Source organism: Kribbella sp. NBC_01505 (genome assembly GCF_045040285.1).
In the GTDB taxonomy this organism is placed as follows: Bacteria; Actinomycetota; Actinomycetes; order Propionibacteriales; family Kribbellaceae; genus Kribbella.
Window position 1 is genome coordinate 1,626,267 of record NZ_CP109425.1, and the last position, 25,934, is coordinate 1,652,200.

Consider the following 25,934-nt stretch of genomic DNA (forward strand, 5'->3'; position numbering starts at 1 on the left):
ATCCACTGAACACATGCAGAAGCGGACGGTGGATGTACCGGTCGACCCCGAGCGGGCATCCACCGCTTTCGCGCAGTTCCTGCACTTCGAGGGTGCGGTCGGCGGCAGACTCAGAACTGCCGCCGGCGCCTGGCGCGGAACAGTCTCCGACTGGGACCCGGCCAAGTCGGTCAGCTTCACCTGGCACCCCGACCGGGACCCGCAGACCGCCGACCACGTGACCGTCACGTTCACTCCGGTCAGCGGCGGCACCCGCCTCGACCTCACCGCCACTGGTGACGACTGGCAGGACATGCTCGACCTGTACGCCGAAGAGGTCCAGCGCCGATAGTGGAGAGATGGTGAACGCGCCCGTCGATCCCCGCGCTCTGGAAGCCTCGCTGCGTCCGCACGGCGAGTCGGTCATGCTGCCGCAGGCCGCCTACACCGATCCTGCTGTCCTGGCTTGGGAACGCCGGCACTTCTTCGCCGGTAGCTGGACCTGCCTCGGCCGCGTAGCCGAGCTGTCCACCACCACGCACCAGCAGCTGACAGTCGGCGACGTGAACGTCCTACTGACGTTTGGCGATCAACCGCGGGCCTTCGCGAACACCTGCCGGCATCGCGGCCATGAGCTGCTGCAGCGAGGTGAGTCGAGTGACCGCCGAGCCGTGGTCTGCCCGTACCACGGCTGGTCGTACGAGCTGACCGGTGCGGTCAAGGCCGCGCCCCGGATGGGCGAGTCGTTCGACACAACGCCGTACGGGCTGGTCGAACTGCCCTCGGAGGTCTGGCAGGGCTGGCTGTTCGTGAACGCGACCGGTACGGCGACCGCGTTCGCGGAGCACGTCGGCGGGCTCACCGACCTCGTCGCGCCTTATGCACCGGAGGGTCTGGTTCTGAAGGCCAGACACCAGTACGACGTCGCGTCGAACTGGAAGACAGTCGTGGAGAACTACCACGAGTGCTACCACTGCCCGCTGATCCATCCCGAGCTGTGCAAGGTCTCCCCGCCGACCTCCGGCGACAACTGGAACCTGCCCGGCGCCTGGGTCGGCGGCCTGATGGACCTGCGCCCGGAGGCCGAGACCATGTCGCTCGACGGCCGCTCGTACGGCGTCCCGCTGCCCGGTGTGGATCCGCGCCGGGTGAACTACCTCGGACTGTTCCCGAACCTGCTCATCTCCCTGCATCCCGACTACGTGATGACGCACCGGATGGAACCGCGCTCGCCGGGCCTGACCGCGATCGAGTGCTCCTGGTACTTCCCGGCCGAGGTGCAGGACCCGTCGTACGCGGTGGAGTTCTGGGACGTCACGAATCGCGAGGACTGGGCCGCGTGCGAGTCGGTGCAGCGTGGCGCCGAGTCGCCGCACTTCCGTCCCGGACCGCTGGCACCCGCGGAGGACGCCGTCTACGAATGGGTGACGATGATCGCCCGCGGGTACCTGGGGAAGCCGCTGAGTCAGTAGCCGACGGTGAAACGCTGACGGCGGTTGGCCGGCTTCTCGACCTCGTCGATCAGTGCGACCGCGTAGTCCTCGGCCGAGATCTCGGAACCGACCGGCTCGTCCTGGCCGAGCCGGAAAGTGCCGGTGCGCTCGCCGGGCTGGATCACGTACGCCGGGTGCAGCATCGTCCAGTCGACGGTCTCGTCGGTGGCCCGCAGAGTATCCAGGACATTGGCGACGACGAGCGCCTCCGGCTTGTACTCGGCCGGGAAGTCGGGCCCGTCGACCACACGCTGTCCGCCAATGGTCAGACCGCCGGTGCCGCCGACGAAGAGCAGCCGCGTCTCCGTACCGCGAGCAGCCGCGAGCAGGTTGTCGACCGCGTCGACGTAGTCCTGGGGGTCGCCACCGGTCCGGCTCGGGCCGAGCGCCACGGCCACCACATCCGCGTCGCCGACGATCTCCTTGACCGAGGCGACGTCGTTCGCGCTGGCCTGAACAGCCTGGACACCGGCCGGGAAGTCGCCACCGGAGCGGGTCACACCGGTGACCTCGTGCCCGCGGCCGACCGCCTCGGCGACGATCCGGCTACCGACCATGCCACTCGCGCCATAGACCGCGATCTTCATAGCTAACCCCTTCAGAATGAATGAAAACTCAACTTGTCCCCAATGGTATCGATTGGTTACTGGCTACTTCAACGTGCTATAAGTACCTTGTGGTTACTAATGGAAAATACGAGCGGGGCGATCTCTTCGACCCGCAGTGCGGGACCCGAGTGGTTCTGGACCGCATCGGCGACAAGTGGACCGCTCTGGCGGTGCTGCTGCTGCAGCACGGGCCGCTGCGCTTCACAGAGCTGCGCGACGGCATCGGCCGCGTCGCACCGAAGGTCCTGACCCAGACTCTGCGCCGGCTGGAGCGCGACGGCCTGGTCACCCGCGAGGTCTTCGCCGAGGTCCCGCCGCGCGTGGTCTACGCCCTGACCCCGATGGGCCGCTCCCTGATCGACCCGCTGACCGCTGTCAGCGAGTGGGCCGAGCAGCACATCAACGCGATCAACGACGCCCAGGAGCAGTACGACGCCACCGTGTGACTGATACGGCTCTGAAAGGGCAGATTCCTACCTTTGGAGCGTTGACCGCACACGGTGGTCGGGGACGAAGGAGAGACCGTGGAGCTCGACTGGGGAATCGGCGAGTACGAATGGACCGCGAAGGATCTGGCGCAGGCCGCTCAGGTTCTCGTGACTGCGGCAGGTGTGGGTGCGCTGTCTGAGCACGTCGTCGACGTCGGCTGCGGGACCGGCAGCGTCGCACTGCTGGCCGCCGAGCAAGGGGTCCGCGTCACGGCTGTCGATCCGGCCGCCCGCCTGCGTGACGTCACCGCACGGACGGCCACAGCCAAGGGTCTCGAGATCACCGTGCTGGAAGGGACCGCGGCGGACCTCCCGTTGCCCGACGGCTCCGCCGACGTAGTCCTGTCGAACTTCGCCGTGATCATGGCCCCGGACCCGCGAGCCGCTGCCGATGAGCTGGCCCGGGTGACCGCGGCCGACGGCCGCATCCTGCTGACCGCCTGGTCGCCAGGAGGCCCGTTCGAGGAGATGCTCGGACGCCTGGGCCGGGCTGTCGCCAAGGCCACTGCCGGCGCGTCCGCCACCCCTCAGGCGCAGGTCTGGCACGACCCGGTCGCAGTCACCGACTTGCTCGGCCCGCACGGCTTCACAGTGACCGCGACCCGGCACCAATTGACCTTCCCGATCGGCTCACCAGCCGAGTACTGGACCACGCACCTCGACCTGCACCCGATGGGCGTGCAGACCGGCCCACTGCTTCGACAAGCCGGCCTGTACGACGCGGCGCGGGCGGACGTGATCGCGCTGCTCACCGAGTGGATGCCCGAGTTCGTCGTCGACTACATGCTGCTCGAGGCCCAGCGCTAGAGCGCATCCAGCGCGGCCAGCAGTGGCCGCATCCCCAGCCGTACGGCCGTCTCCCGGGCCGCGGCGATCAGCTCGGCCGAGGGCTGTAACCGGGCCAGGTGGTAACGGCTCCGCGCAGCGAACGGCTCGAACCCAGCCAGCTCGTTCGCGCGGACCGCCGCCCGCAGATGCTCAGCCGCGCGCTCCGCATCGGGAGCCGTCACACCGAGATAGTGCTGCACCGACCCGAGCACCAACGCGATCCCAGCACCAGTCGTCACGTGCAAGTCGGCATACGGCTCCAGTACGGCGTACGCATGCCGGCAACCGTCCTCGTCACCAAGCTCCGCCGCGACGCCACCTCGGACCGCCTCGAACAGCAGCCGCAGGAAGATCGGGGACTCCACCGTGCCGTTGGCCGGGAGCTCCCGGTAGCGGCGCTCGGCCTCGGCCGGGCGGCCGTGGGCGAGGTCCCAGGGCGCGAGGTGGATGAATAGGGATGCTGCGGCCATCGGGTGGTTCATGCCCGGGGGCACCACCGCGTCGAAGTCGAGTTCGAAGGCGTCGCCGGTGAGCGTGCTGAGCTGCATCGGGTGCTGCAACCACCGCCCCGCCGGAGCGACCTCACCCGACGGAACAGTGGCTCGGACTCGCTCGCCCAGCTCGCGGCCTTCGTCGAAACGACCGGAGGCGATGGTCAGGGCCGCCCGGGCTCGCGTGACATTCCACTCGAGGCCCACATCGCCAAGTCGCGCCAGGACCTTCGCCAACTCGTCCAGCTCGGTCCAGGCCTGCCCAGTCCGGCCGAGCTGCACCATGGCGTCCAACCGCCAGAGGCGTCCCCACGCCGTACCGTCCAGGTCAGCGGTGCGCCGGCCAAGAGCAACCATGCGATCTCCCAGCGTCCACCGCTCCCTCGCGCCTTCAGGAGCGGAGCATGCGATCTGGCGGGCGCGTAGTGCGAGCCGCAGCGCGTCGTCATCGGCCACTCGCTCCGCCATAGCCAGCGCTTGCGCACTCAACTCGAGCGGCTTGGCCGCATCCGGGCTGTTGACCTGGCTCAGCGCCAGCTGGGCTTGGACCTGCGCACGCAACGAACTGTCAGTGTCAGGCAGCCCAGCCAATGCCACCTCGCACCAGGACCGCACCAAAGGCAGCCAGCGGACATCCGGTGCCTCTGGCAGGGCCAGCGCGGCACGTGCCAGCCGCTCTGCGTCACCGGCGCGCTGGGCGAGCTGCGCGGCCTCGACACAGCGCTCGATCGCCCGATCCCGCTGACCACCCAAGAACCAGGCCCGCCCCGCACCGAGCAGCAACCGGCCGCGATCGGCCGCCGTCGGCTCAGCCAGTGCGATGGCCCGCTCGTACCAGGACGCCGCGTCCTCGGCCGCCAGACTCTGCACAGCGGCCACCGCCGCAGCCTCAGCAGCGGCGATCGCGGCCATGGGGTCGCCCAAGGGCAGGGCCGCCAGCCGGTGCCGCGCGATGTCGGAGACGCGATCCGGTGCGACGGCTTCCCGGTACTGCGCGATCCGCAGATGCAACGCCGCCCGCTCGACCAATGAGAGGTCGTCGGCCAGCACCTCGCGGAGCAGATCGTGCCGGAACTCGAAACGCGCACCGGCCCTGACGAGCACCTCGCACCCGAGCGCATCGTCGAGCTGACCGAGTACGTCGGCCGCCGGACGACCGGTGAGCGCGCTCGTCGTCGGTACGTCGATCACTCGCCCCACGACCGCGGCGGCACTCAGCGTCCGGCGGCAGTCCTCGGGAAGCGAGTGCAGGTGCTGCCGAACCGCGTCCCGAATCACCTCCGGCACACCCTCGGCCACTCTGAGCTCCTCGACGAACAACGGGTTCCCGCCGGTCCGTTCGATGACCGAGGCAACGATCTCCGGAGCGGCCGAGTGCAGCAGCTCGGCAACCGCGTCAGGGGGCAGGCCGGTCAGGGCGAGTTGGATGCCGTACCGGCCGATCAGCTGCTGGATCTCGGCCGCGCCCTCGCGCTCGGCGAACTCGGCGGTGCGGGCCGCGATCACGATCGTCACGCGCCCGGTGAGCCGGCGGCGGACCAGGTGCAGCAGGAGTGCGAGCGAGACGCCGTCCATCCACTGGGCGTCGTCGATCAGGATCGTCAGGCCGCCCACGGAGCCGAGGTACTCGGCGAACCGGTCGAAGAGGGCGAATCGGCGTTCCACGGCCAACGGCGTACCGGCGAGCTGTTCCGGCAGCAGGTCGGCGACCGAACCGTCGAGCTGCCGAACCACCTCCCGCCAGGTCCAGAACGGCTGCGTCCCCTCGACGACCCGCACCTCCACCACGCGTGTCGCGGCGCGGCCGACCTCCGAGAGCAAAGTCGACTTCCCGATCCCGGGCTCCCCCGTGACCAGCGCGAACCCTCCGGCGGGCAACAGCGCAGTCAGCTGAGCCAGCTCCGCAGTGCGGCCGACGAACGTGCTGGAGGCAACATCTGCCCGGTACGCCGTCGGCGTGGGCAGCAGGGTCGGGTCCTGACCGAGCATGCGGCGTTCCAGGTCGCGCAGTACCGGTCCGGGGTCGATACCGAGCTCGTCGGCCAGCAACTCGCGGATAGTGCGCAGCTCAGCCAGCGCGTCCGCTTGCCGGCCGCTCCGGTACAGGGCTGTGGCCAACAGCTCCCAGCGCCGCTCGCGATAGGGGGTCGCGGCAACGGCCTCTCGGAGCGCACCGACCGCGGCGGTGGTCGCACCGGCCGTCAGCTGGGCTGCGGCCGACTCCTCCACCGCTACTGCGTGCAGCTCGTCCAGCCGAGCCTGGAGGCCGGAGATCGCCGGCGACCCGTCCAGCTCGAACCACGGCCGGCCCCGCCACAACTCAAGGGCCGCCTGATACCGCCGTACGGCGACTGTGGCCTGGCCTGCGCTCAGAGCCGCGGCTGCGTCGTTGACCATGGCAACGAAGCGCACGTGGTCGAACGAGTCGGTCGGCAGCACCAGGTGGTAGCCGTGCTCAGTGCGGACGACGTGGTCCCGACCCCCCGGTCCCAGAGCGGTCCGCAGCCGGGAGACCACCACCCGGAGCGCACTGGCGATGTCGGCCGGCGGCTCGACACCCCAGACCAGCTCGGCGAGCTCGTCGTCCGGCAGCGGGCGATTGCTGGTGGTGAGTGCTGTGAGCAACCGCCTCGGGACCGCACCGGCGACCTCGACGGTGCGCCCGTCGATCTCGACCTCGACGGGTCCCAGCACGCGGCAGTACACGTCAGCGATGGTAGTCACCAGCGGCGTGAAGTGGGCACGAAACGCATTTGATATGCCCGAAGGGGAGCGTGGTGCAGGTACAGACAACTTGAAAGGTGTCCCACCATGAACCGCCTCACCTCTGCCGCCGCAGTCCTGGCCGCCGTCTCGGTCCTCGGCCTGGCCGGCTGCAAGAGCTCGGACGACAGCGCCGCCCCGGCTCCTGCGCCCACCCAGACGCAGACAACTCCCCCGGCCGGAGAGCCGAGCGAGGAGCCCAGTGCGCCGGCCGGTGGCGGTGGTGGACAGGTCTGTGACGACGAGCAGTTCGTCGTGGACCTGGTCAAGAGCGTGCGGGACGGCTCCCAGCCGGATGACCCGCAGGCCGCGGTGGCCCGGATGAACACGTGGATGGCCGAGATCCCCGCCGAGATCAAGAAGCCCGGCGAGGCGATGGCGTTCGTCGTCTCCGCACTGCGGCACCCCGGCAGCGAGGTGGTCAAGCGCCTGAGCACTCCGGAGATGAAAGCCGACCTGGACGCGCTCGACGCCTGGCACGCGAAGAGCTGCTGACGATGTCGATCCGACGGATCGCTGGACTCATTCTCGCGGCCGCAGCGGCAGGTGCCATCGCACCGGCCGCTCAGGCCGCTCCGACCGGTCTGGAGCTCACCGGCCAGGCCGACAAGGCGGTGTACGCGGTCGGCGAACCAGTCCGGCTGCACTTCCAGGTCACGAACCGTACGACGAGCACCTGCAACCTCGTGAGCAGCGGAGACGGCGCCCTGTCGTTTACCGCGGTAAACCGGGACGGTGCGACAACCACGTGGACCGCCCGGCCCACGTCGTACCGGTCTGGTTTCGCAGCCTTCCTGAGCCACCAGGAGCACCCGGTCGCGCCCGGACAGCAGGTGGACTTCACTATCGAGGGCACAACGCTGTCAACGGTCGGCCTGCTGCCTTCCGGTACGGCGCTCACCACGGACTGGGACGCCGGCAAGGCAGGGGTCTATCAGGTGCATGCCCTCTACCAGGTGCCCGCAGCGAGCAAGAACGACTGCGCAGGTCTGTCCGCACGGGCAGATGTCTCGTTCCGGATCGGTCAGTCCTCCACCGTGGCCAACGTGTCGCACCTGCTGTGGTGGATCGCGGTACCGGTCGCACTGGCCGTCGTACTGCTGCTCTTCCTGCTGGTGCGGCGCCGCAAGCGTCGGGTGGTCGCAGGTGCCCTGCTGATCGGGCTCCTGGTCGCGGCCGGCGGTCAGAGCCTCAGACCGGCCCCAGCCAGCGCCGACGGCGATTTCGGGGCCGCGGCCAGCGGCTGCCTCGACAAGTTCAACCAGCCCGGTGGTGATCCGGCGAACATCCTGGACGCCATCGACAAGGCACAGAAGGACGGCACGTTCGGTCTCTACCCGACCGACCAGTCCGAAGGAGACCGGACTGATCCGGACCCGCCGAAGCGGCCGCGCGAGGACGGCACCACGCCGCCGACCGGCGCCAAAGTCGGCTGGAACCCGAACGACAAGACAGCACTCAAGGACGATCCGGACATCCAGATCGACAACTGCGCCAACCTCTACCACGAACTGGTGCACGCCGCCGACTGGCTGAAAGGAACGCGGGACGACTCACCCTGCCAGTACGCCGGCAGTACGCCCGGTGGGCAGGCGTCGGTCGCGGAGTCGAAGGCGACGCTGTACGAGAACGCCTTCCGTGCGTCCCAGCACGACACCGGGTCGCGGACCAGTTACTCCGGTCTGCAGATCCCCCCGGTGACCGGCTCGGTCGCGGCGGCCATCGAGGGCTGCCATCCGAAACCGGAGCCGGACAAGGGCGAGACCGGCGACGATGACGACGGTGACGTGCTCGATGCGATCGCGCGCTGGTTCAGCGATCCGCATCTGGTCTCCTTCGACGGGCAGCGGTACGACTTCCAGGCGGTGGGTGAGTTCGTCGGCGCGAAGTCCGGTACGGATCTCGAGATCCAGGTCCGGCAGGCGCCGTACCCGGACGTGCCCGGACGGCAGGTCGCGATCACGTCGGCGATCGCGGTCCGGGTCGGCGCGGACCGGATCGAGTTCGACAGTGGTACGCCGCGGATCGCCGTACTGGTGAACGGGAAACCGGGCAAACTGCCGGCGAGCGTGGTCCGGCGGGATTCGGCGACGGTGCCGGGGCAGGATTCGTACCGGGTGACGTGGCCGGACAGGTCGGCGGCCGACATCGATTTCGTCGGCGTACCGGGGATGGGGCTGCGGATGGGCGTCAAGCCTGCGGCGGCGCGGAAAGGAACGTTCACCGGGTTGCTGGGCAACTTCGACGGTGCCGAAGCCAACGATGGTGCTCCGGGCAAGGGAGCGGCGACCGACAAGGTGCGGATCAGCCAGGCCGGCTCGCTGTTCACCTATGCGCCCTCGCAGAGTACGGCGACCTTCACCGACAAGTCCTACCCGGACAAGCCGATCCGGACCGCCGACCTGCCGCAGTGGCAGCAGGAGCAGGCCGCGATCGTCTGCAGTGCGGCGGGGGTCCGCGACCCGCGGACGATGACGGACTGCCAGCTCGATGTCGGGCTGACCGGTCGGAGCGGATTCGCGATCGACGCCGCGGCCGCGCAGCCGCCCGTCGCGAACACCCCGAGCACGACGCCGGCCCCGACGCAGACGCCGGGGCCGGCGGCCGGTGGGGTGATCAAGGACGGCCAGCTGGTCTCCGGGTCGATCGACAAGGCCGATCAGGAGATGTCGTTCCAGGTGGACCTGGCCGGCAGTACGCAGTTCGAGATCGTCGACGCGACCGACGGCGTGACCGTGTCGTTGGCCGAGGCAACCAACCGGGTACCGGCCCTGCTGCCGGGACCGCATCAGTTCGGGGTCGCGAAGACGGGAACGGTGAAGGTGTCGGTCGCGCTGCAGGCGAACGGTCAGCCGGCGACCGGGAAGTTTCAGTTCCGGGTCGTCACGCTCAAGGTCCGGAAGCTGACGGTTCCGGCCGGCGGAGCGGTCACCGGGCGGATCGACGTCCCGGGGCGGGTCGACATCTACACCTTCAAGCCGACCGGTTCCACGGTCAGCGTGAACAGCGACCAGCCCTGCGACGACCCGCTCAGCTACGGCTACGCGGATCCGGCCGAGCCGGAGATCCGGACTCCGGGGCAGCTGTGCTTCGACTACGACCAGGCGGTCGAGCCCGGCCAGGACAAGGCCGTCGTCATCTGGTCCGACGACACCAGCACCCACGACTACCGCTTCACGCTGAAGCAGGGCTGAAGCACGGGAGGAACGTCGTACCGGGTGAACTCAGATGTCGGTCTGGACTCACCCGGATCACGACTCAACCTTTCGGCACCGCCACCTCATCACGATGGAGGAACGAGATGAGAGGTGGGTTACGGGGATGGACCCAGGACGGGACCAGGAGTTCGCGGAGTTCGTGGACGGACGCTTCACGGCTCTGCAGCGCTTCGGGTATCTGCTGACCGGTGAGTGGCATCTGGCCGAGGATCTGGTGCAGACGGCATTGACCAAGGTGTGGTTCAACCGCCATTCGCTGCGCAGCGGCAACGCTCTGGAGAGCTACACCCGGACGGCGATGGTGAACACCAGCACCCAGTGGTGGCGCCGCAAGTGGAAGGGCGAGACTCCGACCGAGATCCTGCCCGAGCCCGCCGGTGAGTCCGAGTACGGCGTCGTCGACGACCGGGACCTGTTGCTCCGGGCGCTGTCCACGCTGCCGCGCCGTACCAGGGCGACGCTGGTCCTGCGGTACTTCGAGGATCTCCCGGAGGCGGAGATCGCGCAGATCATGGGGTGCTCGGTCGGCACCGTGAAGTCCAACGTCTCCAGGGGGCTCGCCAAACTCCGCGAGCACCGACTCGTCGCCGGCATCTCGGCACCCGAACGGCTGCCCACCGCAATGAAGGTGATCGAATCATGAACGACCTGCAGACGCTGTTCAAAGGCGTGGTCGCCGACCCACCGCCGCCGAGCCAGATCCCGAGCCAGGCGGTCTTCGCCCGGATCCGGAAGGTACGGCGGCGCCGGGCCGCGGGAGGCGCCGTACTGGCCACTGCGGCTGTCGCGGCCGTGCTCGGCATCGTCGGCAACCTCGGCGACAGCAACAGCCGGCCGCCAGTGCTCGGACCGCCGACGGCGGAGAAGCTTCCGGTCGGGACCGTGAGTATCGAGCTGGCGCCGACCGTCACCGGACAGGTCGGGAAGATCGCGGTCACCGTGCGCGGGACTGTGCTGGTGCCGAGGGCTGAAGGGGAGTATCTGCCGACCACGTCGTTCTTCGACCTGTCCACCGGCTTCACCGCGGACTGGGGTCAGGGCGAACCGGACGGCGGAGACAACGGCATGATCGACTGCACGGGATCGACGAAGCAGTTCACCGGCGCGGGGACCTACCACCTGGACCCGCATGCCTATCCGAAGGCCGGAACCTATACCGTCACTTTCGCGGTGAAGTTCTGCGACGCGAACGGGGAGCTCGTGACGAGCAAGAAGTCGGTGAATCTGGTGGTCGGCTGATGAGCGCTGAACGCGACCAGGAGTTCGCGGAGTTCGTGGACGGACGGTTCACGGCTCTGCAGCGCTTCGGGTATCTGCTCACCGGCGAGTGGCATCTGGCCGAGGATCTCGTCCAGACCGCGCTGACCAAGGTGTGGTTCCACCGCAACTCGCTGCGCAGCGCGAACGCCCTGGAGAGCTACACCCGGACCGCCATGGTGAACACCAGCACCCAGTGGTGGCGCCGCAAGTGGAAGGGCGAGACCCCCACCGAGGTGCTCCCGGAGCCGGCCGGCGACTCCCAGTACGGCGTCGTCGACGATCGCGACCTGCTGTTGCGGGCATTGGCTACGCTTCCCCGCCGGACCAGGGCAACCTTGGTGCTGCGGTACTTCGAAGACCTCCCCGAGGCCGAGATCGCCACCATCATGGGGTGCTCGATCGGCACGGTGAAGTCCAACGTGTCCCGCGGCCTGGCGAAACTCCGGGAACACCAGCTCGTTGTAGGCATCACCCAACCGGAACGGAAGGAGGTCGACCATGACTGACGATCTGCACGCGCGCATGCAGCGCCTCGTCGCCGATCCGCCGCCGCCGACCGCCGTCCCGAGTCAGGCCGTCTTCGCCCGGGTCCGGAAGGTACGCCGCCGGCGCGCGGCCGGGGTCGCCGTACTGGCCACCGCCGCCGTGGCCGCCGTGGTCGCCATCTCGGGCAACCTGAGCGAGATCGACAGCCAGCCGCCGGTGGTCGGACCGCCATCCGGCAGCACGCCGTCGTCGACACCGACCACGCCGTCGCCGTACGGCGTCAAGGTCACGCTGGAGCCGTACGTCACCGGCCGGACGGTGACGATGAACATCTCGATGAGCGGCACCGTGCTGCGCCCGATCGCGGACGGTGGCCTGGAGGTGCCCGACAACCACCTGGTAGCGCTCGGGCAGGGCACGGCGTACAGCTGGGGGGACGACAGCGACATCTTCAGCTCGTTCAGCAACGGCTCGGAGTGTGTGAAGGCGAAGACACCGTTCAAGGGGAGCGGGAAACCGATCGCGGAATCCCACACCTACCCGCGGCCCGGGACCTACACGTACACCTACCGGACCCGGTTCTGCGGCGTGAAGGTGGACGCCACGGCGAGCATCCCGGTCGTCATCAACTAGCGCTGCTAGAGCGTCCAGGCGTGGTCGGAGGTGCCAGTGGTCGGCCGTCCGGCCGCTTTCAGATCCGCCCGCAGGTCGCGCGGCAGCGCGAAGGTGAGGCTCTCCTCGGCGGTCGTGACCTCCTGGACATCGGCGTAGCCGCGCTCGGCCAGCCAGCGCAGGACGTCGCGGACCAGGATCTCCGGCACGCTCGCGCCGCTGCTCAGCCCGACCGACTCGACCCCGTCGAGCCACTTCTCGTCGATCTCGGCGGCGTAGTCGACCAGGTGGCCGTCCTTGGCGCCGTACTCGATCGCGACCTCGACCAGGCGGACCGAGTTCGAGGAGTTCGTCGAGCCGACCACGAGCATCAGGTCGACCTCGGGAGCCATCTTCTTCACCGCGACCTGGCGGTTCTGGGTGGCGTAGCAGATGTCGTCGCTCGGCGGGTCCTGGAGCAGCGGGAACTTCTCGCGCAGCCGCCGTACGGTCTCCATCGTCTCGTCGACCGACAGCGTCGTCTGGGACAGCCAGACGACCTTCTCCGGGTCCCGGACAGTGACATTGGGTACGTCGTCCGGTCCGTCCACGATCGTGGTGTGCTCCGGCGCCTCGCCGCTGGTCCCGACGACCTCCTCGTGACCCTCGTGCCCGATCAGCAGGATGTCGAAATCGGTCGCGGCGAACCGCTTCGCCTCGTGGTGCACCTTCGTCACCAGCGGGCAGGTCGCGTCGATCGTCTTCAGTTGCCGGGCCGCCGCCTCGGCGTGCACCACCGGCGAGACGCCGTGCGCGGAGAAAATCACGGTCTCGCCCTCGGGGACCTCGTCGGTCTCGTCGACGAAGATCGCGCCGCGGTTCGTCAGTGTCTCCACGACATACTTGTTGTGGACGATCTCCTTGCGCACGTAGACCGGGGCGCCGTACAGATCGAGAGCCTTCTCGACCGCCACGACCGCCCGGTCCACGCCGGCGCAGTACCCCCGAGGAGCAGCGAGCAGCACCCGCTTCGTCCGCACGGCGGTCGTCGTACCAGTGTCTTCAGGCTGGGCAGTCACACCCCCATCGTACGGGCCCGCCCCCGGGGCCTCATCAGCCGTCGCAGGTGGAAAAAAGCCAGCACGCAGGTGCAGATCGCGACTGCGAGCGCGGCATCGCCGAACGAAGTGAGCTCTGGACGCGGCTTACCGACCCCGGGCCTTGTGATCAGCATCACGGCGATCAGGCCCGACAGTACGGCGATCCCGGCCGGGACGCGCAGTCTCGTGGGCGGGCGGAAGCTCGCATGGGCGAGCAGCGCGATCAGTCCGGCCATCAGGACCGCGCCGATCGCCGCCGGACTCCCCGAGCCGCCACGGCCGGTCATCTCCCAGATGCTGCCGTACCTCTCGGCCGGCAGGATCGGCTGGAACGACAACACGATGCACGTCACGGCCAGCGGCGCATACCACCGCACATATCCCTCGTTCACGTCCACAGCATGAAGCCTGCAGGGGTCTTCGGTACCAGGAGCCGGACTCGAACCGGCGACCTCACCCTTATGAGGGGTGCGCGCTGACCACCTGCGCCACCCTGGCTAGTAGTTGCCAACAGCAACAGCAAACACGTCGAGGAGCCGTCCGCCCTGTCCGGACGGCTCCCCCGGGAGGTGTTCTTCCCCCCAAGAATGCCCCCCATCCCCCTTACCCGCAAAGGATTTTCCCCCCACCGACACCCAAAGGTGGGCCGCCGTGTCTTTGTGCACGCCTTGCATCTTTGTGCACCCACCAACCATCCTCCGCACCGGCAAACGACTGGTGCGCACCCAAAGACGCCCTCCCCGCCCAAAGGTGGGCCGCCGTGTCTTTGGGCGCGGGTCGTGTCTTTGGGCGCGGGTCGCGTCTTTGGGCATCTACCAACCACTTTTCCGCTGCCCAAGTGACTGGTGGGTGCTCAAAGATGGCCTTCGCGCACAAAGGTGGGTTGGCGTGTCTTTGGGCGACTGCCGCGACTTTGGGCGGGGGTCGCGACTTTGGGCGGGGGTCGCGACTTTGGGCGCGGGTCGCGACTTTGGGCATCTACCAACCACTTTTCCGCTGCCCAAGTGACTGGTGGGTGCTCAAAGATGGCCTTCGCGCACAAAGGTGGGTTGGCGTGTCTTTGGGCGCGGGTCGCGTCTTTGGGCGCGGGTCGCGACTTTGGGTATCTACCAACCACTTTTCCGCTGCCCAAGTGACTGGTGGGTGCTCAAAGATGGCCTTCGCGCACAAAGGTGGGTTGGCGTGTCTTTGGGCGCGGGTCGCGTCTTTGGGCGGGGGTCGCGTCTTTGGGCGGGGGTCGCGACTTTGGGCGGGGGTCGCGTCTTTGGGCATCTACCAACCACTTTTCCGCTGCCCAAGTGACTGGTGGGTGCTCAAAGATGACCTTCGCGCACAAAGGTGGCTTGGCGTGTCTTTGGGTGGGGGTGGGGGTGGGGGTTAGCCCTGGGGTTGCAGTAACGATGTGATCGCGGGGTTCGACACGCGTCGCAGATGTAGAGAAGTGCCTTGCCTGCAAGGGATTCTGGACTTGTCTAAGGTCCCAGAATTGTCCGAGCGGGAAGGCACTTCGTAGGTGCAGAATACAACGACGCGTCCGGTGGTCTGCGTGACGGCCGATGGGCGGGGTGTCGCGTCGCACGCAGGGTCGCGGCTGCTCGCGGATCTGGCCGATGTGACGGGGCTGTCCGAGGTGTTCGGTGAGGCGCTGGGTGGGTTGCGGCAGCGCCGTTCGCGGCATGATCCGGGCCGGGTGCTGGTCGATGTCGCGGTGATGCTGGCTGATGGCGGCGTAGCGATCTCGGACCTGGCCGTGCTGCGGGACCAGCCTGATCTGTTCGGTCCGGTGGCCTCGACCGCCACCGCGTGGCGGGTCCTGGACAGTATCGACGCAGGGGTGCTGGGCCGGTTGCGGCAGGCGCGTGCGGTCGCTCGCGAGCGTGCCTGGCTGGCCCGGGCCGAACTCGGCCGGGAGCTGCCGGCCGCGACGGCGGGTGGACGGGTACTGCCCGGTCTGGTGATCGATGTCGACGCGTCGCTGGTGACGTGTCACAGCGAGAAAGAATCGGCCGCTGCCACGTTCAAGGGCGGGTTCGGGTATCACCCGTTGCTGGCGTTTCTCGACAACACCGGTGAAGCACTCGCGGGATTGTTGCGCCCGGGCAACGCGGGCAGTAACACCGCGGCCGATCACATCACGGTGACCGATCTCGCGTTGGCCCAGATCCCCGACGCTGAGCGATATGGCTGCCCGATCCTGATCCGTGCCGATGGAGCCGGTGCCACCAGGGATTGGCTGAGGTATCTGCGCGGACTGCGCGACCAGAACCTGGACGTGGAGTTCTCGGTCGGGTTCACCATGACGCCTGCGGTCCAGGCCGCGATCGACGCACTGCCCAAAGCGGCGTGGACACCGGCGATCGAAGCCGACGGATCGGTGCGTGACGGCGCCGACGTCGCCGAGATCACCGGCTTCCTGAACGGGTTGACCGCAGCGGGGTGGCCGGACCGGATGCGGGTGATCGTGCGCCGCGAACGGCCTCATCCCGGCGCCCAACTGTCGCTGTTCGACCAACGCGACGGGCTGCGTTACCAGGCCTTCGCCACCGACACCCCGGCCGGTCAACTCGCCCATCTCGAGGCCAGACACCGCGCCCACGCACGCGTCGAGGACCGGATCCGGCAAGCTAAAGACACCGGCATCGGCCGGTTCCCCTCCCGGCTGTTCGCGCTCAACGCAGCCTGGCTAGAACTCGCGCTCACCGGCATCGATCTGATCGCCTGGACCCAGCACCTGCTCCTCGACGGCGACCTGGCCCGCTGCGAACCCAAAGCGCTTCGCTACCGGCTCCTGCACACAGCCGCGCGCATCACGCGCGGCCAACGCCGCACCAAGCTGCGGCTGGCCGAGCACTGGAAATGGGCCCGCGACCTGGCCACCGCGTTCCAGCGACTCGCCCAGATCCCGCACCCGCTACACACCTGAACCCCGAAACACACCCAACCCGCCCAACCAAAGGACAACGGAACAGCCGGCAAACCGGCCGATCCCTCACGCCCCAACAACCAGCCGCAACTCCCACCCCAGCCCCCGCCACGAATCAATGCCTTACTGAAAGACCGGGGTTAGGGCGAGGGGAGGGAGTGGGCCCAGGTTCGGAGTAGGGCGAAGTCGGGGGTGGTGAGGCCTTGGTTCGGCTCGACGCGATGGACGAGGTGGGGCGCGTGATGTGCGGTGTCGAGGTAGAAGCGGTCGTGGCGGTTGACCTCGTCGTCGACCCAGGCGAACGGTCGGGCCGCTGCCCATTCAGCGAGGTACGGCGTCTTCCACGAGCCGCGTCGTACCAGGGAGACGGATTCGCGCGGCGGCCAGGTGATTACGGGGAGCTCGGGTAGGCCCAGCAACGGGCCGAGGAGGCGGTTGGCACCGTGCTCCCAGCTGGTCGCCCACACCAGGTCGAACGTGTCGGCGAGCGCGTTCAGCTCCACGCCATGCTGCGGGTTGAGCCGCACGACCCAGGTCTTCTCGCCCTCCACGATCTCGTGGCGCACGTACCCCGGCGGTATTGCCTCGGCACGGAACGGGTTCAGCGGACCGTCGACATCCAGCAGGAGGAGGGGACGCATGCGATCAGGCCTTGCGGTAGGTGAGGACGGCGACGCCGCTCTCGTAGACCTGGTGGTCGGTGAGCTCGAGGCGGCGGACGGAGAACGTGTCTGTGCTGAACAACTTGATGCCCGCGCCGATCACGACCGGGTTGATCTTGATCACCAGGCGGTCGATCTCCGGCCACAGCGCCTCGGCCAGACCGCCGCCACCACACAGCCAGATGCCGAGGCCGTCCTCGTGCTTGAGCTCACGGACCCGCTCGACCGCATCGGTCGCGACGAACTCGACCGTCGGGTCCGGGCTCGCCCCGAGCGTGCGGGTGAAGACGAGGTTCCGGAGCCGCGGGTAGGCGTTGGTGTTGCCGTGCTCGACGCCCAGCTCCCAGGTCCGGCGTCCCATCAGGACCGTGTCGAAGACGCGGTTCGCGGCATCGAGCCCGAGCGCCTCCCGGATCGCGCCCGGCACAGTCTCGGGGTACGCCGTCAGCAGCGGGACCGAATGGTCACCCTGGGACAGGAAGAACCCGCCCGGGCTGAAGTCGGTCGGATCACCGCCACTCGGATCGGCGACGTACCCGTCGAGGCTGGAGGCGATGAAGTAGGTGAGTTCACGCATGGGTCCATCATCGGCCGACGCCCGGGCCAGGAGGGCGTGCGGGGTTTTGTCGGTGCGGGGCCGTAGGGTCTGGGGGTGGCTTTGGAGACCTCGCCGGATGCGCCTGCAGCCGTTCGCACGATTGCGAACGGCATTGCCAGCTGGATCAATCAGTTGGGTGCGGTGTGGGTCGAAGGACAGTTGACGGATGTGTCGATCGGGCGCGGGACGACCACCGTGTTCGGCACGCTGCGCGATACCGACGCCGACATCTCGTTGCGGTTCACGTGTAACCGCCGGGTGTTCGAGGCGGTCGATCCGCCGGTGACGGACGGGTCGCGGGTCGTCGTCAACGCCAAGCCGAACTTCTTCGCCCGCCGCGGGACACTCGCGCTGGCGGTCAGCGAGATCCGGCATGTCGGCATCGGTGAGTTGCTGGCGCGGATCGAGCGGCTCAAGCAGCTACTCGCGGCCGAGGGGCTGTTCGCGGCGCATCGCAAGAAGCGGTTGCCGTTCCTGCCGCACACGATCGGCCTGATCTGCGGGCGCGATTCGGCGGCCGAGCGCGACGTACTGGAGAACGCGAAGCGGCGTTGGCCGGCGGTCGCGTTCCGGGTCGAGTATGCGTCGGTGCAAGGGCCGGCCGCGGCCGGCGAGGTGATGCTCGCGCTGCGGAAGCTGGACGCCGACGAGTCGGTCGAGGTGATCGTGATCGCGCGCGGCGGCGGATCGCTGGAGGATCTGCTGCCGTTCTCGGACGAGGGGCTGATCCGCGCGGTCTCGCAGGCGAAGACCCCGATCGTGAGTGCGATCGGCCACGAGCCGGATTCCCCACTGCTCGACCTGGTCGCGGATCTGCGCGCCTCGACCCCGACGGACGCCGCGAAGCGGATCGTGCCGGATGTGCGCGAGGAGCTCGACGGCGTCCGCCTGCTGCGCGATCGCGGCCTGCGCGCGATCAGGACGTGGCTGGATCGCGAGGCGCACGCGCTGGCCGCGATCCGCAGCCGGCCGGCCCTGGCCGCGCCGGTCTCCGGTATCGAGCGACGTTCCGACGAGATCAACGCCCTGCTCGACCGCAGCCGCCGGACACTGACCCACCGTCTGGATCGCGCCGCCGACGACATCACCCACCGTCTGGCCAGCGTCCGAGCCCTGTCCCCCAAGGCGACCCTCGAGCGCGGCTACTCCGTCCTCCAGTTGGCCGACGGCACCGCCGTCCGCGAGCTGGCGCAGGTGGCGGCCGGCGACGTCCTGCAAGCACGAGTCACCGACGGCCGATTCGCCGTGGAAGTCCAGCCCGAGGAGAAGAAGTGACGAGCACGGAGCGACCTGAGATGTCCTACGAGGCGGCCCGCGAGGAGCTCGTCGAGGTCGTCCGCAAACTCGAAGCCGGCGGCACCACCCTCGAAGAGTCCCTCGCCCTCTGGGAGCGCGGCGAGTCCCTCGCCACCACTTGCCAGTCCTGGCTCGAAGGCGCCCGCGAGCGCCTCGCCAAAGCCCAGGAAGCCACGGCCGAGAAGACCAACTGAGCCAGTGCAGGTGCGAGTAGCCGAGCCCGGCGATCTGCTGGGCGCGGCTGAAGCTCGAGTGGCCAGCTGGCGGACGGCGTTCGCCGGCCTGGTCCCGCAGGACTTTCTGGACGCCATGGACGCGCAGGCGATCGCCGCCTCCTGGGCGAAGAGCATCGCCGCTGGCAGGTCGCGGATCCACGTAGCGGTCGTCGACGGGCAAGTCATCGGGTACGCCGGGGTCGGGCCCGAGCGAGATCCCCAGGCACCGGCGAACACGGGTGAGCTGTACGCGCTCTTCGTGCACCCGGACCATTGGGGCACCGGCGCCGGACGCGCATTGACGGACGCGGCATTGGCCGACCTACGCCGTACGGGATGTGTAGCCGTCTGGCTGTGGGTTCTGGAAGGCAACACCCGAGGCCGCCGGTTCTACGCGCGCTATGGCTTCACCGAGACCGCCGACCGGACACACTCGTCACTGGGCGACCTACCCGAGATCAGACTGTCAGCAAAGCTCTAGCTATCGCTTCCAGTCCGGTCTTCAGGCGGGGGAGGTCGAAGCCTCGGGTGCGGAGGGACTGGTGGAGGTCGGCTGCCAGGGGGGCCAGGAGGACGTGGGCTGTGTGGTCGGCGTCGAGGTCGGGGCGGGACTGTTCGACCAGGTGGGCCAGGTGGCGGTGCCAGAGGTTGTAGGAGCCGATGCGGTAGCGGGCGCCGTCGGAGGCGTTCTCGCTGTCCATGAAGAGCTCGACGTGACGGTCGAGGAGATCCAGGTACGCCGTCAGGAACGCGGCCACCCGGTCGACCGCCGGAGCGCCCGGGCCTAGCGGTGGTGGGCCGGTCAGGATCTTCGCTTGGAGCTCCTGTTCGCGCTCGTCCAGCAGCGCGACCGCCAGACCGGCACGGTCGCCGAACCGACGGAAGACCGTGCCTTTGCCGACACCTGCCTCGGCGGCGATCGCGTCGACCGAGACGTTCTTCACGCCGTGCTCGGTGAACAGCCGCTCCGCCGCCTCCAGGACACGGAGCCGGTTGCGCCGGGCATCGGCGCGTTCGGGACGTGGGCTGCCCACGACCGGCAGCTCCCGTTGTAAACCGGACTGCGGTCCGTTACTGTCGTCCATAAGACGGACTGTAGTCCGCTAGAGCCTCTGGAGGAAACCATGAGCACCGCGACCGCCCGGATCGCGATCGCGTACCACTCGGGGTACGGGCACACCGCGAAGCAGGCCGAGGCCGTCGCCGCCGGCGCGCTGTCGGTGCCGGGCACGACCGCCGAACTCGTCGCGCTCGACGAGCTGACCGACGACGTCTGGGCCATGCTCGCCGCGGCGGACGCGATCGTGTTCGGAGCACCGACGTACATGGGGAGTCCGAGCGCGGTCTTCAAGACGTTCGCCGAGGCGAGCGTTCGGGTCTGGAGCGCGAACCTCGGCTGGCGGGACAAGATCGCCGCCGGGTTCACCAACTCGAAGGCGATGTCCGGCGACAAGCTGAACAGCCTGGTCGACCTCGCGGTGTTCGCGGCGCAGCACGGGATGATCTGGGTCGGCCTGGACATCTACCCCGGCTGGGCCGAGAGCACCGCCAGCGTCGAGGACCTGAACCGCCTCGGCAGCTGGCTCGGCGCGATGGCGCAGTCCGACGCGGACCTGTCCGCGGAGAAGGCACCGCCGGCCACCGACCTGCGCACCGCACACGCCCTCGGCGCCCGCGTCGCGACCGTCACCCAGCGCCACCTGCGCGGAGCCCTGGCGGCCTGATGGCGTGGCTCGTACTCCTCGCGGCCGCCGCCTTCGAGATCGCCTTCGCCCTGAGCATGAAACCCAGCGAAGGTTTCACCCGCCTCTGGCCGACCCTCGGCGTCCTCGTCTTCGGCATCACCTCGGTCTACCTGCTCGGCCGAACCCTCGACCGCCTCCCGATCGGCACCGCCTACGCCATCTGGACCGGCCTCGGCTCCCTGGGCGTAGTCATCCTCAGCATCCTCTTCTTCAACGAGCAACCAACCCCCGCCCGCCTGGCCTGCATAGCCCTCATCGTCGCCGGCGTGATCGGCCTCCGCCTGACCACCGCTTGACCGAGTTACCTCCGGCGATGCGGACCGCCCCCACTCACCAACCCCACCAAATGGCCCTTCCGCAGCCGCCCCTGAGCGTGAGCCCGGCCGCCTTTCGCACATTGGACAGTGGGGGCGGTCCGCCTTCAGTGGGGGGAGCGGCGTCGGCGGCGGGGGTGGGTGGGGAGGGGGGTGTGCGGGGGTGGGCCGTCGAAGGCGGCGGGGGCGAAGGGGGTGTGGCCGGAGACTGTACGGCGGTAGTCGTCCCAGGTGCGGATCCGGGGCGGAATGTTGCCGATGGCATCTACCTGGGTGATCGGGTGCTGTCCGGTGAGCTGCCAGAGGTCGTCGTCGGAGCGGAGCTGCCCGAGGTCGCCGAAGACTTCGCGGGCGCACCAGACCGGGTGCCCGGGGCCGTCGTCGTACTGGCTGATGCCGAGTGGCGTGGCGGGGCCGGCCACCTCGGCGACCAGGGACCAGACGGCGGCCGAGGTGATGCCGGGCTGGTCGCCGACCAGGACGACGATCCCGTCGGTACGGCGATCGACTGCATCCAGAGCGGGGACGATCGACGAACTGCCGGTGTCGGCGTGCGGCGAATCGACAACCCGGACCCCGTCGAGGTCGACCCGGTCCCGGACCTGCTCGGACGCACTCCCCAGCGTCACGATCAGCTGGTCGAACCCGCACTCCCGCGCGGTCTCCAGCGTCGAACCGAGCAGAGTCTCCCCGTGGTAGGCCAGCAACTGCCACGGTACGCCGAGGTGCGGGGAACTCTCGGCGGCCAGCAGTACCCCCGTGACGAACATGGGCGGATCAACTCCGCAACCGGGGAACGGCGGACACGACCAGGGCGTGTCTCTTGAGTCCGCGCCGTAGCGAGCATGTGCTCGGTGCGGTGCATCGGTGCGCTGGAGGGGAGGCCTCGATGCTTTTCCATCGTGGTCTTGCCTCCAGTGCGGCGAGGTGCCGTGCCGAGTGCAGCGCAGTAGGCGGGGACTCAAGAGACACGCCTAGGCTCCTTCTCGCTGTCCCCGAGTGGCTAGCCGAAACCTCGATGGAACCCTGGCCCGAACGACCCTGTCAACGGGCGTCCGGAAACTGGTCAGTACCGTGTCAGCGCAGCGAAGAAGCAAACGTTTCGAGGGCCGGGTACCCGGCGTTCCCGGTGACGATCGTGGTGACTCCGGAGCCGACCAGCACCAGGGCCTGCTCGTCCTTGCGATCCAGCAGCACCTTGCGCTGCCACGTGACTCCGCCGACTGTCGCCGTACCGTCGTCGGACGTCCGGCCCAGCTCGTCGGACTGGAACTTCGTGCCCGCCACGTTGGACTGCTCGATCCCCACGTACTTCTTCGCATCCGTGACGACGCCGAGGTGCCACGTCATCGGCGCCTGCTCCGGTGCGCGGAACTCGACGCTCGTCGCCGCCCATCCGGCCGGCATCGGCGACGGGCCGCGGACCCACGGCGCGACCTTGCGGGCGTCCTGGAGTTGCGCGCTGTACTCGATCGCGCGGACCTTCTCCTCGTTCGGCCGCCAGGTGACGATCATCAGGAACGCGACCACGATGAAGCAGGCCAGCAGTGCCCAGACCATGTTGGGCAGCGTCCGCGCCTTCGCCCGGTCCTTCGCGTTCTGCTCGCGATAGGCGATCGCCTCCGCGCGCGCCCGGGCCTTCTCCCGCGCCGCCGCCTCACCCTGACCAGTCGCACTCATGACACGAGTGTCGCATCCTGGCTAAGAGGGCGAATCAGAGGTCCGATCACCTCGTTGGCTACGATCCGTGGCATGACCGACCCCTCTACCCCGCCTGCCCATTTGGAGGTCGAGGCGCATGCGCCTGACCGCAACCTCGCGCTCGAGCTGGTCCGGGTCACCGAAGCGGCCGCGATGGCGGCCGGTCGCTGGGTCGGTCGCGGCGACAAGAACGGGGCCGACGGCGCCGCGGTGAACGCGATGCGCACCCTGATCGGCACGGTCGGGATGAACGGCGTGGTGGTGATCGGCGAGGGCGAGAAGGACAACGCCCCGATGCTCTACAACGGCGAGCGCGTCGGCGGCGGCGACGGTCCCGAGTGCGATGTCGCGGTCGACCCGGTCGACGGTACGACGCTCGTCGCGAAGGGGATGAACAACGGTATCGCGGTGATGGCGGTCTCGCCCCGCAACTCGATGTACGACCCGTCCGCGGTGTTCTACATGGAGAAACTCGTCGTCGGCCCGGAGGCGGCCGACGTGGTCGACATCCGGCTCCCGGTCGCGGAGAACATCCGCCGGGTCGCGAAGGCGAAGGGTTCGACGGTCGACGACGTCACCGTCGTACTGCTGGACCGGCCGCGGCACGACGACCTGACCACGCAGATCCGGGCGACCGGTGCGCGGATCAAGTTCATCACCGACGGCGACGTGGCCGGTGCGCTCGAGGCGGCGCGACCGGACACCGGTCTGGACATGCTGCTCGGCATCGGCGGGACGCCGGAGGGCATCATCGCGGCCTGCGCGATGAAGTGCCTGGGCGGCAAGATCCAGGGCCGGCTCTGGCCGACCGATGACGACGAGCGCCAGAAGGCGATCGACGCCGGTCACGACCTCGAGCGGGTCCTCGACACCGACGATCTGGTCAGCGGTGACGACTGCTTCTTCGTCGCCACCGGAATCACCGACGGTGAGCTGCTGCGCGGTGTCCGTTACGGCCGCTCGACCGCCCGCACGCACTCGCTGGTGATGCGCTCGCGCAGCGGCACGATCCGCAGCATCGAGAGCGTTCACCAACTGGAGAAGCTCCGCGCCTACTCCGCCATCGACTTCGAGCACGCAAGATGAGCGCACCTACCCTCGTCATCGGCGAGGCGCTCGTGGACATCGTCAGCAGCGGGCCGAAGACCACGCGGAACGGCAACAACAAGCCGAAGGCCACGCCTGGCGGCTCCCCCGCGAATGTCGCGGTCGGTCTGGCCAGGCTCGGCGTACCGACCGAGCTCGTGACGCGGTTCGGCACCGACCCGTACGGCGATCAGCTCGGAGCGCACCTGTTCGGGAACGGCGTCCAACTGTCACCCGGATCGGTCGAGCCGGGCTTCCGGACCAGTACGGCGACTGCGACGCTCGACGCGGCCGGAGTCGCGTCGTACCAGTTCGACATCGCCTGGGAGCCACCGGCACTCTCGCTGTCGCGGGGTTGTCCCGCGGTTCACACCGGGTCGATCGCGACCGTGCTCGAGCCGGGCGCGACGGCGATCCGCGAGTTCCTGAAGTCGCTGGTGGGTCAGCCGGTCACAGTGACCCTGGACCCGAACGCGCGGCCGACGATCACTCCGGATCCGGTCGCCACCTGGGCCGCCGTACGGGAGCTGGCCGCGCTATCGGATCTGGTGAAGCTGAGTGATGAGGACTGCGAGTTCCTGCAGCCCGGGCAGTCGCCTGAGTCGATCGCGGTCGAGCTGCTGAGCGCGCCGCGGACTCAGTGCGTGGTGATCACTCGTGGCGGTGCAGGTGCGCTCGGGATCAGCCGGTACGGCCGGATCGACGTGGCCGCGCCGCGGATCGAGGTCGTCGACACGGTGGGCGCGGGCGACTCGTTCATGGCCGCGCTGATCGCCGGTCTGAACGGCCAGAACCTGCTCGGCGCGACCCGGTTGGCCGGGTTGACCTCGGAGAGCCTGGAGAGCGTGGTCGACTACGCCGTCAAGGCCGCCGCGATCACCTGCACCCGGCACGGCGCCGACCCGCCGACCGTCGCCGAGCACACCGCGACCTGGGGCGCCTGATGCCACCAGCCGACGCCTGGAACACTCAGCTGGAAGAGGCTGGCCAGGTCGTGTTCCCACCGCGCCGCGGCCGGCTGTACCTCCGGCTGACCGCATTCGGCCTGCTGATGATCGCCTCCGCGGCGACGAACATCGACCATCTGCGCACCGACGGCATCTCCGGGACCCTCGGCGTACTGCGGCTGACCGCACTGGCCGCGTTCGTCTACGGGACCGGCCTGACGATCTTCCAGCTGGTCGCCAACAAGCCGGTCGTAACGATCGATGCGGACGGCGTCGCCCGCGGCCGGCGGCTGCCCTGGTCCGGGATCGCACAGATCGACGAACCGACCGGCTTCACCGGTGCGCGGACCATCCAGGTTCGCCCGGTCGACCGGCGTACCAGGCCGTTGCGCATCTCGCTCGATAACGTCGAGGAGCTCGACGCGTTCGCGCACTGGCTGCGCTCGGTCCAGACCCGCTACATCAGCTAGGCGACGCTGCTGCGGACGGCCGTCAGGTGTTCGCGGCTGCGGGCGGCCGCGAGCTCCGGGTCGCGATCCCGTACGGCGTCCGCGATCGCGACGTGCGCGGCCTGGTCGTGGCGGTGCCGATGCTGGTCGTCGAGCTTCAGCATGTCGAGCATCGTGGTGCGGATCCGCGGCACGAACGCGTCGAACAGCTCGGACAGCACGGTGTTGTGGGCCGCGGTGACCAAGGCCCGATGGAAGGCGAGGTCGGCCTCGACGTACCAGTCGTCGGGTGATTTCACCGAGGCGTCGAGCCGGTCCTTCAACGTGTGGCGGAAGCTCTTCAGATCGGCCGGAGTACGGCGCTCCGCGGCGAGCCGGGCGGCCTCGGTCTCGATCGCGATCCGCCCTTCCAGTACGTCGGTGATGTCGGCCCGGCGGAGCACCTGGTCCCAGTCCTCCGCGGCCTGGTGGCCGATCACGAAGACGCCCGCACCCTGCCGGCTCTCCAGCACCCGGCGACCGGCCAGCTCGCGGACCGCCTCCCGGATCGTCGAGCGCCCGACGCCGAGCTGCGTGGCCAGCGTCGTCTCGCCCGGCAGCTTGGCGCCCAGAGGCCATTCACCGCTGCCGATCCGGCGCAGCAGCTCCTCGGCGGCCTGCTCGGCCAGGGGGTGACGGCGAATCATGCGGCTC

The 25,934-nt window shown here is 68.9% G+C and carries 29 protein-coding genes and 1 tRNA gene; 19 read left to right on the plus strand and 11 right to left on the minus strand.

Translation table 11 applies throughout. The annotated features are described in order from the left end of the window. Window positions 1-13 precede the first annotated feature (13 nt). Both OG474_RS07300 and OG474_RS07305 read left to right on the plus strand, forming a co-directional pair. The gene (locus tag OG474_RS07300) at window positions 14-331 is read left to right on the plus strand and encodes an SRPBCC domain-containing protein (RefSeq protein ID WP_405061443.1); all 318 of its coding nucleotides are present in this window, start codon (window positions 14-16) and stop codon (window positions 329-331) included. A 7-nt stretch (window positions 332-338) separates the two neighbouring features. Further along, on the plus strand, window positions 339-1,451 hold the full coding sequence (locus OG474_RS07305; RefSeq protein ID WP_405061444.1) for an SRPBCC family protein: 1,113 nt from the start codon (window positions 339-341) through the stop codon (window positions 1,449-1,451). Here the strand turns inward: OG474_RS07305 and OG474_RS07310 are convergent. Continuing rightward, a complete protein-coding gene (locus tag OG474_RS07310; protein ID WP_405061445.1) occupies window positions 1,445-2,059 on the minus strand; it encodes an NAD(P)-dependent oxidoreductase in 615 nt (204 codons plus the stop codon). The genes OG474_RS07305 and OG474_RS07310 overlap by 7 nt on opposite strands. 89 nt (window positions 2,060-2,148) lie before the next feature. Here OG474_RS07310 and OG474_RS07315 point away from each other — a divergent pair, with 89 nt between their 5' ends. After that, entirely contained in the window at window positions 2,149-2,526 is a 378-nt protein-coding gene (locus OG474_RS07315; RefSeq protein WP_405061446.1) for a winged helix-turn-helix transcriptional regulator, read from the plus strand. Between the two features lie 78 nt (window positions 2,527-2,604). Beyond that, a complete protein-coding gene (locus tag OG474_RS07320; protein WP_405061447.1) occupies window positions 2,605-3,375 on the plus strand; it encodes a class I SAM-dependent methyltransferase in 771 nt (256 codons plus the stop codon). Here the strand turns inward: OG474_RS07320 and OG474_RS07325 are convergent. Beyond that, the gene (locus OG474_RS07325) at window positions 3,372-6,611 is read right to left on the minus strand and encodes a BTAD domain-containing putative transcriptional regulator (protein WP_405061448.1); all 3,240 of its coding nucleotides are present in this window, start codon (window positions 6,609-6,611) and stop codon (window positions 3,372-3,374) included. The genes OG474_RS07320 and OG474_RS07325 overlap by 4 nt on opposite strands. A gap of 87 nt (window positions 6,612-6,698) precedes the next feature. Here OG474_RS07325 and OG474_RS07330 point away from each other — a divergent pair, with 87 nt between their 5' ends. The 6 genes from OG474_RS07330 to OG474_RS07355 all read left to right on the plus strand — a co-directional run bounded on the left by OG474_RS07330 (window position 6,699) and on the right by OG474_RS07355 (window position 12,247). Then, window positions 6,699-7,145 (plus strand): hypothetical protein, encoded by a 447-nt coding sequence (locus OG474_RS07330; RefSeq protein ID WP_405061449.1) that lies wholly within the window; start codon window positions 6,699-6,701, stop codon window positions 7,143-7,145. A 2-nt stretch (window positions 7,146-7,147) separates the two neighbouring features. Next, window positions 7,148-9,844: a VWD domain-containing protein gene (locus OG474_RS07335; RefSeq protein ID WP_405061450.1), complete on the plus strand. Its 2,697-nt coding sequence runs from the start codon at window positions 7,148-7,150 to the stop codon at window positions 9,842-9,844. A gap of 127 nt (window positions 9,845-9,971) precedes the next feature. Beyond that, window positions 9,972-10,511 carry a SigE family RNA polymerase sigma factor gene (locus OG474_RS07340; RefSeq protein ID WP_405061451.1) on the plus strand — a complete coding sequence of 180 codons (540 nt, stop codon included), beginning with the start codon at window positions 9,972-9,974 and terminating at the stop codon, window positions 10,509-10,511. Beyond that, complete coding sequence (locus tag OG474_RS07345; protein ID WP_405061452.1) at window positions 10,508-11,107, plus strand: hypothetical protein; 600 nt, start codon at window positions 10,508-10,510, stop codon at window positions 11,105-11,107. Before OG474_RS07340 ends, OG474_RS07345 begins: the two co-directional genes overlap by 4 nt. Then, window positions 11,107-11,634, plus strand: coding sequence for a SigE family RNA polymerase sigma factor (locus OG474_RS07350; RefSeq protein ID WP_405061453.1), 528 nt, complete (start codon window positions 11,107-11,109; stop codon window positions 11,632-11,634). The genes OG474_RS07345 and OG474_RS07350 overlap by 1 nt, the downstream gene beginning before the upstream one ends. Further along, window positions 11,627-12,247, plus strand: coding sequence for a hypothetical protein (locus OG474_RS07355; RefSeq protein WP_405061454.1), 621 nt, complete (start codon window positions 11,627-11,629; stop codon window positions 12,245-12,247). The genes OG474_RS07350 and OG474_RS07355 overlap by 8 nt, the downstream gene beginning before the upstream one ends. 5 nt (window positions 12,248-12,252) lie before the next feature. Here OG474_RS07355 and OG474_RS07360 read toward each other — a convergent pair whose 3' ends face one another. The 3 genes from OG474_RS07360 to OG474_RS07370 form a co-directional block, all read right to left on the minus strand. Then, entirely contained in the window at window positions 12,253-13,284 is a 1,032-nt protein-coding gene (locus tag OG474_RS07360) for a 4-hydroxy-3-methylbut-2-enyl diphosphate reductase (RefSeq protein WP_405061455.1), read from the minus strand. Beyond that, window positions 13,281-13,703, minus strand: coding sequence for a hypothetical protein (locus tag OG474_RS07365; protein WP_405061456.1), 423 nt, complete (start codon window positions 13,701-13,703; stop codon window positions 13,281-13,283). The genes OG474_RS07360 and OG474_RS07365 overlap by 4 nt, the downstream gene beginning before the upstream one ends. A 26-nt stretch (window positions 13,704-13,729) precedes the next feature. Continuing rightward, a tRNA-Met gene (locus tag OG474_RS07370) sits at window positions 13,730-13,803 on the minus strand. 1,015 nt (window positions 13,804-14,818) lie between these two features. On the opposite strand from OG474_RS07370, the gene OG474_RS07375 reads away from it, so the two are divergent. After that, window positions 14,819-16,228, plus strand: a complete 1,410-nt coding sequence (locus OG474_RS07375) for an IS1380 family transposase (protein ID WP_405061457.1) — start codon at window positions 14,819-14,821, stop codon at window positions 16,226-16,228. 140 nt (window positions 16,229-16,368) lie between these two features. Here OG474_RS07375 and OG474_RS07380 read toward each other — a convergent pair whose 3' ends face one another. Next, complete coding sequence (locus tag OG474_RS07380) at window positions 16,369-16,869, minus strand: HAD domain-containing protein (RefSeq protein ID WP_405061458.1); 501 nt, start codon at window positions 16,867-16,869, stop codon at window positions 16,369-16,371. 4 nt (window positions 16,870-16,873) lie between these two features. Further along, window positions 16,874-17,467, minus strand: a complete 594-nt coding sequence (locus OG474_RS07385; RefSeq protein WP_405061459.1) for a dihydrofolate reductase family protein — start codon at window positions 17,465-17,467, stop codon at window positions 16,874-16,876. A 75-nt stretch (window positions 17,468-17,542) separates the two neighbouring features. Here OG474_RS07385 and xseA point away from each other — a divergent pair, with 75 nt between their 5' ends. The 3 genes from xseA to OG474_RS07400 are packed head-to-tail and all read left to right on the plus strand — an operon-like array spanning window position 17,543 to window position 19,480. Further along, the gene (gene xseA / locus OG474_RS07390) at window positions 17,543-18,763 is read left to right on the plus strand and encodes an exodeoxyribonuclease VII large subunit (RefSeq protein ID WP_405061460.1); all 1,221 of its coding nucleotides are present in this window, start codon (window positions 17,543-17,545) and stop codon (window positions 18,761-18,763) included. Beyond that, window positions 18,760-18,978: an exodeoxyribonuclease VII small subunit gene (locus tag OG474_RS07395; RefSeq protein WP_405061461.1), complete on the plus strand. Its 219-nt coding sequence runs from the start codon at window positions 18,760-18,762 to the stop codon at window positions 18,976-18,978. Before xseA ends, OG474_RS07395 begins: the two co-directional genes overlap by 4 nt. 10 nt (window positions 18,979-18,988) lie before the next feature. Continuing rightward, entirely contained in the window at window positions 18,989-19,480 is a 492-nt protein-coding gene (locus tag OG474_RS07400) for a GNAT family N-acetyltransferase (protein WP_405061463.1), read from the plus strand. Here OG474_RS07400 and OG474_RS07405 read toward each other — a convergent pair. After that, window positions 19,458-20,084, minus strand: a complete 627-nt coding sequence (locus OG474_RS07405) for a TetR/AcrR family transcriptional regulator (protein ID WP_405061464.1) — start codon at window positions 20,082-20,084, stop codon at window positions 19,458-19,460. The two genes, OG474_RS07400 and OG474_RS07405, sit on opposite strands and share 23 nt — an antisense overlap. A 39-nt stretch (window positions 20,085-20,123) precedes the next feature. Between OG474_RS07405 and OG474_RS07410 the strand changes: the two genes are divergently transcribed. Then, window positions 20,124-20,723, plus strand: a complete 600-nt coding sequence (locus OG474_RS07410) for a flavodoxin family protein (RefSeq protein ID WP_405061465.1) — start codon at window positions 20,124-20,126, stop codon at window positions 20,721-20,723. Further along, window positions 20,723-21,040, plus strand: a complete 318-nt coding sequence (locus OG474_RS07415; protein ID WP_405061466.1) for a DMT family transporter — start codon at window positions 20,723-20,725, stop codon at window positions 21,038-21,040. Before OG474_RS07410 ends, OG474_RS07415 begins: the two co-directional genes overlap by 1 nt. A gap of 125 nt (window positions 21,041-21,165) precedes the next feature. Here the strand turns inward: OG474_RS07415 and OG474_RS07420 are convergent, their stop codons facing one another. Then, window positions 21,166-21,828, minus strand: coding sequence for an NTP transferase domain-containing protein (locus OG474_RS07420; protein WP_405061467.1), 663 nt, complete (start codon window positions 21,826-21,828; stop codon window positions 21,166-21,168). Window positions 21,829-22,135: 307 nt separating this feature from the next. Next, window positions 22,136-22,738: a DUF4245 domain-containing protein gene (locus OG474_RS07425; protein WP_405061468.1), complete on the minus strand. Its 603-nt coding sequence runs from the start codon at window positions 22,736-22,738 to the stop codon at window positions 22,136-22,138. Between the two features lie 72 nt (window positions 22,739-22,810). Here OG474_RS07425 and glpX point away from each other — a divergent pair, with 72 nt between their 5' ends. The 3 genes from glpX to OG474_RS07440 are packed head-to-tail and all read left to right on the plus strand — an operon-like array spanning window position 22,811 to window position 25,262. Next, the gene (glpX, locus tag OG474_RS07430) at window positions 22,811-23,845 is read left to right on the plus strand and encodes a class II fructose-bisphosphatase (RefSeq protein WP_405061469.1); all 1,035 of its coding nucleotides are present in this window, start codon (window positions 22,811-22,813) and stop codon (window positions 23,843-23,845) included. Next, window positions 23,842-24,789, plus strand: coding sequence for a carbohydrate kinase (locus tag OG474_RS07435; protein ID WP_405061470.1), 948 nt, complete (start codon window positions 23,842-23,844; stop codon window positions 24,787-24,789). The genes glpX and OG474_RS07435 overlap by 4 nt, the downstream gene beginning before the upstream one ends. Next, complete coding sequence (locus OG474_RS07440; protein ID WP_405061471.1) at window positions 24,789-25,262, plus strand: hypothetical protein; 474 nt, start codon at window positions 24,789-24,791, stop codon at window positions 25,260-25,262. The genes OG474_RS07435 and OG474_RS07440 overlap by 1 nt, the downstream gene beginning before the upstream one ends. On the opposite strand, the gene OG474_RS07445 is transcribed toward OG474_RS07440, so the two are convergent. Next, window positions 25,259-25,927, minus strand: coding sequence for a FadR/GntR family transcriptional regulator (locus OG474_RS07445; RefSeq protein WP_405061472.1), 669 nt, complete (start codon window positions 25,925-25,927; stop codon window positions 25,259-25,261). The genes OG474_RS07440 and OG474_RS07445 overlap by 4 nt on opposite strands. Between the last annotated feature and the right edge of the window lie 7 nt (window positions 25,928-25,934).

Excerpts from the sequence above, each read along its gene's own strand:
- OG474_RS07300 (WP_405061443.1), top strand. The coding sequence starts at position 14 with ATGCAGAAGCGGACGGTGGATGTACCGGTCGACCCCGAGCGGGCATCC.
- OG474_RS07305 (WP_405061444.1), top strand. The coding sequence starts at position 339 with ATGGTGAACGCGCCCGTCGATCCCCGCGCTCTGGAAGCCTCGCTGCGT.
- OG474_RS07310 (WP_405061445.1), bottom strand. The coding sequence starts at position 2,059 with ATGAAGATCGCGGTCTATGGCGCGAGTGGCATGGTCGGTAGCCGGATC.
- OG474_RS07330 (WP_405061449.1), top strand. The coding sequence starts at position 6,699 with ATGAACCGCCTCACCTCTGCCGCCGCAGTCCTGGCCGCCGTCTCGGTC.
- OG474_RS07335 (WP_405061450.1), top strand. The coding sequence starts at position 7,148 with ATGTCGATCCGACGGATCGCTGGACTCATTCTCGCGGCCGCAGCGGCA.
- OG474_RS07340 (WP_405061451.1), top strand. The coding sequence starts at position 9,972 with ATGGACCCAGGACGGGACCAGGAGTTCGCGGAGTTCGTGGACGGACGC.
- OG474_RS07345 (WP_405061452.1), top strand. The coding sequence starts at position 10,508 with ATGAACGACCTGCAGACGCTGTTCAAAGGCGTGGTCGCCGACCCACCG.
- OG474_RS07350 (WP_405061453.1), top strand. The coding sequence starts at position 11,107 with ATGAGCGCTGAACGCGACCAGGAGTTCGCGGAGTTCGTGGACGGACGG.
- OG474_RS07355 (WP_405061454.1), top strand. The coding sequence starts at position 11,627 with ATGACTGACGATCTGCACGCGCGCATGCAGCGCCTCGTCGCCGATCCG.
- OG474_RS07380 (WP_405061458.1), bottom strand. The coding sequence starts at position 16,869 with ATGCGTCCCCTCCTCCTGCTGGATGTCGACGGTCCGCTGAACCCGTTC.
- OG474_RS07385 (WP_405061459.1), bottom strand. The coding sequence starts at position 17,467 with ATGCGTGAACTCACCTACTTCATCGCCTCCAGCCTCGACGGGTACGTC.
- OG474_RS07405 (WP_405061464.1), bottom strand. The coding sequence starts at position 20,084 with ATGGACGACAGTAACGGACCGCAGTCCGGTTTACAACGGGAGCTGCCG.
- OG474_RS07410 (WP_405061465.1), top strand. The coding sequence starts at position 20,124 with ATGAGCACCGCGACCGCCCGGATCGCGATCGCGTACCACTCGGGGTAC.
- OG474_RS07415 (WP_405061466.1), top strand. The coding sequence starts at position 20,723 with ATGGCGTGGCTCGTACTCCTCGCGGCCGCCGCCTTCGAGATCGCCTTC.
- OG474_RS07420 (WP_405061467.1), bottom strand. The coding sequence starts at position 21,828 with ATGTTCGTCACGGGGGTACTGCTGGCCGCCGAGAGTTCCCCGCACCTC.
- OG474_RS07425 (WP_405061468.1), bottom strand. The coding sequence starts at position 22,738 with ATGAGTGCGACTGGTCAGGGTGAGGCGGCGGCGCGGGAGAAGGCCCGG.
- glpX (WP_405061469.1), top strand. The coding sequence starts at position 22,811 with ATGACCGACCCCTCTACCCCGCCTGCCCATTTGGAGGTCGAGGCGCAT.
- OG474_RS07435 (WP_405061470.1), top strand. The coding sequence starts at position 23,842 with ATGAGCGCACCTACCCTCGTCATCGGCGAGGCGCTCGTGGACATCGTC.
- OG474_RS07440 (WP_405061471.1), top strand. The coding sequence starts at position 24,789 with ATGCCACCAGCCGACGCCTGGAACACTCAGCTGGAAGAGGCTGGCCAG.
- OG474_RS07445 (WP_405061472.1), bottom strand. The coding sequence starts at position 25,927 with ATGATTCGCCGTCACCCCCTGGCCGAGCAGGCCGCCGAGGAGCTGCTG.